Genomic DNA, 3,854 nt, shown 5'->3' with positions numbered 1-3,854 from the left:
GTCGCCACACCCGCTTGAATGGACCCTGCTAGCTATCTGATCGTATGGATGGCGCATTCAAGCGATGGTCCCGTTCGCTTGAATGGACCCTGCTAGCTATCTGATCGTATGGATGGACCATTCAAGCGGTCTTGACCTCGTACTTCGGAAACACCGGTGACGGCGCGGGCAGCGCCTCGCCCGGCACCATTCGTGTTGCGATGTCGACGAACTCGTGAGCTGGATCGCCGAGCAGTTCGAGGATCCGCGCCGCCGAACCTGGCATGACGGGCTGCACCAGGATGCCGACGATGCGCAGAACCTCGAGCGTCACATACAGCACGGTGGCCATCCGGTCCGGATCGGTCTTGCGCAGCACCCACGGTTCCTGCTGGGAGAAGTAGCGGTTCGTTTCGCCGAGCACCGACCAGATCGCTTCGAGCGCAGTGTGCAGAGCCTGCACGTCGAATTCCCTGCGGCAGATATCGAGCAGTGCGTCGGCGCGTGCGAGCAGAGCCTCGTCGTCGGACGTGAACGGGCCTGGCGTCGGAACCTTCCCGTCGAGGTTCTTGGCGACCATCGTCAGTGAGCGTTGCGCGAGGTTGCCGAGCTCGTTGGACAGGTCGGCGTTCATGCGCGTCACGATCGCTTCGGCGCTGTAGCTGCCGTCCTGGCCGTAGGAGACCTCTCGCAGCAGGAAGAAGCGGAGCGGATCGAGACCGAACTCGTCGACGAGTGCGAAGGGGTCGACGACGTTGCCGAGCGACTTGGACATCTTCTCGCCCTTGTTGTTCAGGAATCCATGCACGAACACGCGCTTCGGCAGTTCGATGCCGGCCGACATCAGGAACGCCGGCCAGAAGACCGTGTGGAAGCGGGTGATGTCCTTGCCGATGATGTGCAGGCTTGCAGGCCAGTACTTCTGGAACTTCTCCGAGTCGGTGTCCGGGTAGCCGACGCCGGTGAGGTAGTTGGTCAACGCGTCGACCCAGACGTACATGACGTGGTCGGCATCGTTCGGAACCTGGACACCCCAGTCGAATGTCGTCCGCGAGATCGACAGGTCCCGCAGACCGCTCTTGACGAAGTTGACGATCTCGTTGCGACGGGTGTTCGGTGCGATGAAATCTGGGTTGCTGTCGTACAGCTCCAGCAGCTTGTCCTGATAAGCGGACAACCTGAAGAAGTACGACGCCTCCTCGGTCCACTCGACGGGCGTACTGGTCTCGGTCGCGATGCGGGTGCCGTCCTCGGCCAGCGTCGTCTCCGCCTCGGTGTAGAACGCCTCGTCACGAACCGAGTACCAACCAGCGAATGCGTCGAGGTAGATGTCGCCGCGCTCGACCATCTTGGCCCAGATGGCCTTGCTGGCCTCGTGATGATCGGCGTCGGTGGTGCGAATGAACCGGTCGTAAGAGATCCCGAGAGTCTCGTCGAGCTTCTTGAACACGTCCGAGTTGCGGGCGGCGAGGTCTCGGACGTCGATGTCTTCCTTGACGGCCGTCTGCTGCATCTTCAGCCCGTGCTCGTCGGTCCCGGTCAGGAACATGACGTCATAGCCGTCGAGTCGTTTGAACCGGGCGATCACATCCGTGGAGATGTACTCGTACGCGTGTCCGATGTGCGGCACGCCGTTCGGGTACGCGATCGCGGTCGTGACATAGAAAGGGGGCCGTGAGGCATCAGCTGGCGCAGTCATGGTGCGCCTACTCTAACGACGTGACCAAAGATCGTCCTGCACCACCGTTGCCCGAACCTCTCGACAGCCTCGTCGACGCCCACACCCATCTCGATGCTTGTGGTGCTACCGACGCCGCGAGCGTCGCTGCAATCCTCGATCGAGCCCAGTCCGTCGGTGTCGGGAGAGTCGTCACCGTCGCCGACGACCTGGAGGCCGCACGTTTCGCCGTGGACGCCGCGCACTGGGACTCCCGCGTCTGGGCAGCAACCGCAATTCATCCGACGCGCGCCAATGTGCTCACCGACGATGTGAAGGTCGAGATCGAGAAGCTGTCGTCGGATCCACGAGTGGTCGCGGTCGGGGAGACCGGGCTCGATTATTACTGGCCCGGGAAGCTCGACGGGTGCGCGAGCGTGCCCGAGCAGCACGACGGCTTTCGCTGGCACATCGACCTGGCCAAGCGGCTACAGAAGCCGCTGATGATCCACAACCGCGAGGCCGACGACGATCTGTTGACGGTGCTTCGTACGGAGGGCGCGCCGGAGATCGTCATCTTCCATTGTTTTTCCTCCGGTCCGGAGATGGCGCGTGCGTGTATCGACGCCGGGTACGTGCTCAGCCTGTCGGGGACAGTCAGCTTCAAGAACGCGCATGCGCTCCGCGAAGCCGCCGCCTTGATTCCCGACGACCAGTTGCTGGTGGAGACCGATGCGCCGTTCCTGACGCCGCATCCTTTCCGTGGTGCGCCGAACGAGCCCTACTGCTTGCCGTATACCGCGCGTGCACTCGCGGCGATCCGTGATCAGGATCCGCACGAGTTGGCGGCGAAGGTAACGGCGAATGCGGAGAGGGTGTACGCGCTCGCAGTCCAGGCGTGATCACCTATGTTCCTGGGCGCAGAGTTGCGGGATGTCCACCGATTCGTTACCGTATCGTGATCCAGCCGGCAGGCGTTCCGCGCAAAGGTAACGCCGACGATCTCAGGAATCACTTGTGTCTAGTATCGCCCGCCTCAACTCCACCAGGTCTCTCACGTTGTACCTGGTGGTGGCCGCGCTGCTGCTCACGCTGATTGTCGGGGGCGCCACCGCAGTCGCTCGTCACAAAACCGTGACGATCGACGTCGATGGCGAAATGATCACGCTCAGCACGATGACTTCGGACGTCGACGGCGCACTCGAAGCGGCCGGATACGAAGCAAGTGACAAGGATCTCGTAGCGCCCTCGGGCGAAGAGCCTCTGTCGGATGGTGAGACGGTCGTCTACCGTCGCGCTCGCGAGTTGAACGTGACGGTGGACGGCCAGCCTCAACAGATCTGGACGACGGCATTGACCGTCGACGAGGCACTGCAGCAGATGAACCTCGCCGAGGACGTACACGTGTCGGCCTCGCGTGGCGAGCGGCTTCCGCTCGAAGGCACCGAACTCGACGTCGCGCTCCCCAAGCAGGTCTCGCTGGTCGATGGCGCCGCTCCGGCAACCCCGATGACGCTGGCTGCCCCAACTGTCCGCGAATTCCTCGAAGAAGCGGGTATGCCGCTCGAGCAGGCCGACACGGTCACGCCGGGCCCTGACGAGAAGGTCTCCGACGGCGTCGAAATCGTCGTCACCCGTGACCGCACCGAAACGAAGACCGAGACCACCGATGTCCTCCCGCCGGAGCAGCGCATCGAGGATCCGACGATGAACATGAGCCGAACCGTCGTCGAGAACCCCGGTGCCCCCGGCATCTCCGACATCACCTGGCAGATCAACACCGTCAACGGCGCCGAGGTCGGCCGCGAGAAGGTCGACGAGGAGATCAAGGTTCCCGCGCAACCGAAGGTCGTCCGCGTCGGTGCGAAGCCGGGTACCGAGGTCCCGCCCGTCGAGAACAGTGCGACGTGGGATGCGCTCGCACAGTGCGAGGCAACGGGAAACTGGGCGATCAACACCGGAAACGGCTTCTACGGTGGTGTGCAGTTCGATCAGAACACCTGGGAGCGTCAAGGCGGCCTCAAGTACGCACCGCGCGCCGACCTTGCCACCCGCGAGGAGCAGATCGCCATCGCGTCGGTGACACAGAAGTCGCAGGGCTGGGGCGCATGGCCTGCATGCACCGCTCGCCTCGGCTACCGGTGACCAGGTCACTCCGCAGGCCACGCTCCTGCGGTAGGTGCGTAGAGTTTTCACAGTGCTTGAACATGTGAGGGAA

Annotated in this window: 3 protein-coding genes; 2 read left to right on the top strand and 1 reads right to left on the bottom strand. The window is 63.2% G+C overall.

Going from position 1 to position 3,854, the window contains the following annotated elements:
• Positions 1–121: 121 nt before the first annotated feature.
• The gene (gene metG, locus A2J03_RS21125; RefSeq protein WP_068377939.1) at positions 122–1,678 is read right to left on the bottom strand and encodes a methionine--tRNA ligase; all 1,557 of its coding nucleotides are present in this window, start codon (positions 1,676–1,678) and stop codon (positions 122–124) included.
• Between the two features lie 20 nt (positions 1,679–1,698).
• Here metG and A2J03_RS21120 point away from each other — a divergent pair, with 20 nt between their 5' ends.
• Together A2J03_RS21120 and A2J03_RS21115 are read left to right on the top strand one after the other, a co-directional pair.
• The gene (locus A2J03_RS21120) at positions 1,699–2,538 is read left to right on the top strand and encodes a TatD family hydrolase (RefSeq protein WP_068377937.1); all 840 of its coding nucleotides are present in this window, start codon (positions 1,699–1,701) and stop codon (positions 2,536–2,538) included.
• 115 nt (positions 2,539–2,653) lie between these two features.
• On the top strand, positions 2,654–3,781 hold the full coding sequence (locus A2J03_RS21115; RefSeq protein WP_068377935.1) for a resuscitation-promoting factor: 1,128 nt from the start codon (positions 2,654–2,656) through the stop codon (positions 3,779–3,781).
• Positions 3,782–3,854 lie beyond the last annotated feature (73 nt).

Source organism: Rhodococcus sp. EPR-157 (genome assembly GCF_001647195.1).
Taxonomy (GTDB): domain Bacteria; phylum Actinomycetota; class Actinomycetes; order Mycobacteriales; family Mycobacteriaceae; genus Rhodococcoides.
Note: the sequence above shows the minus strand (reverse complement) of the source record. Positions and strands in the feature narration are given on the sequence as shown.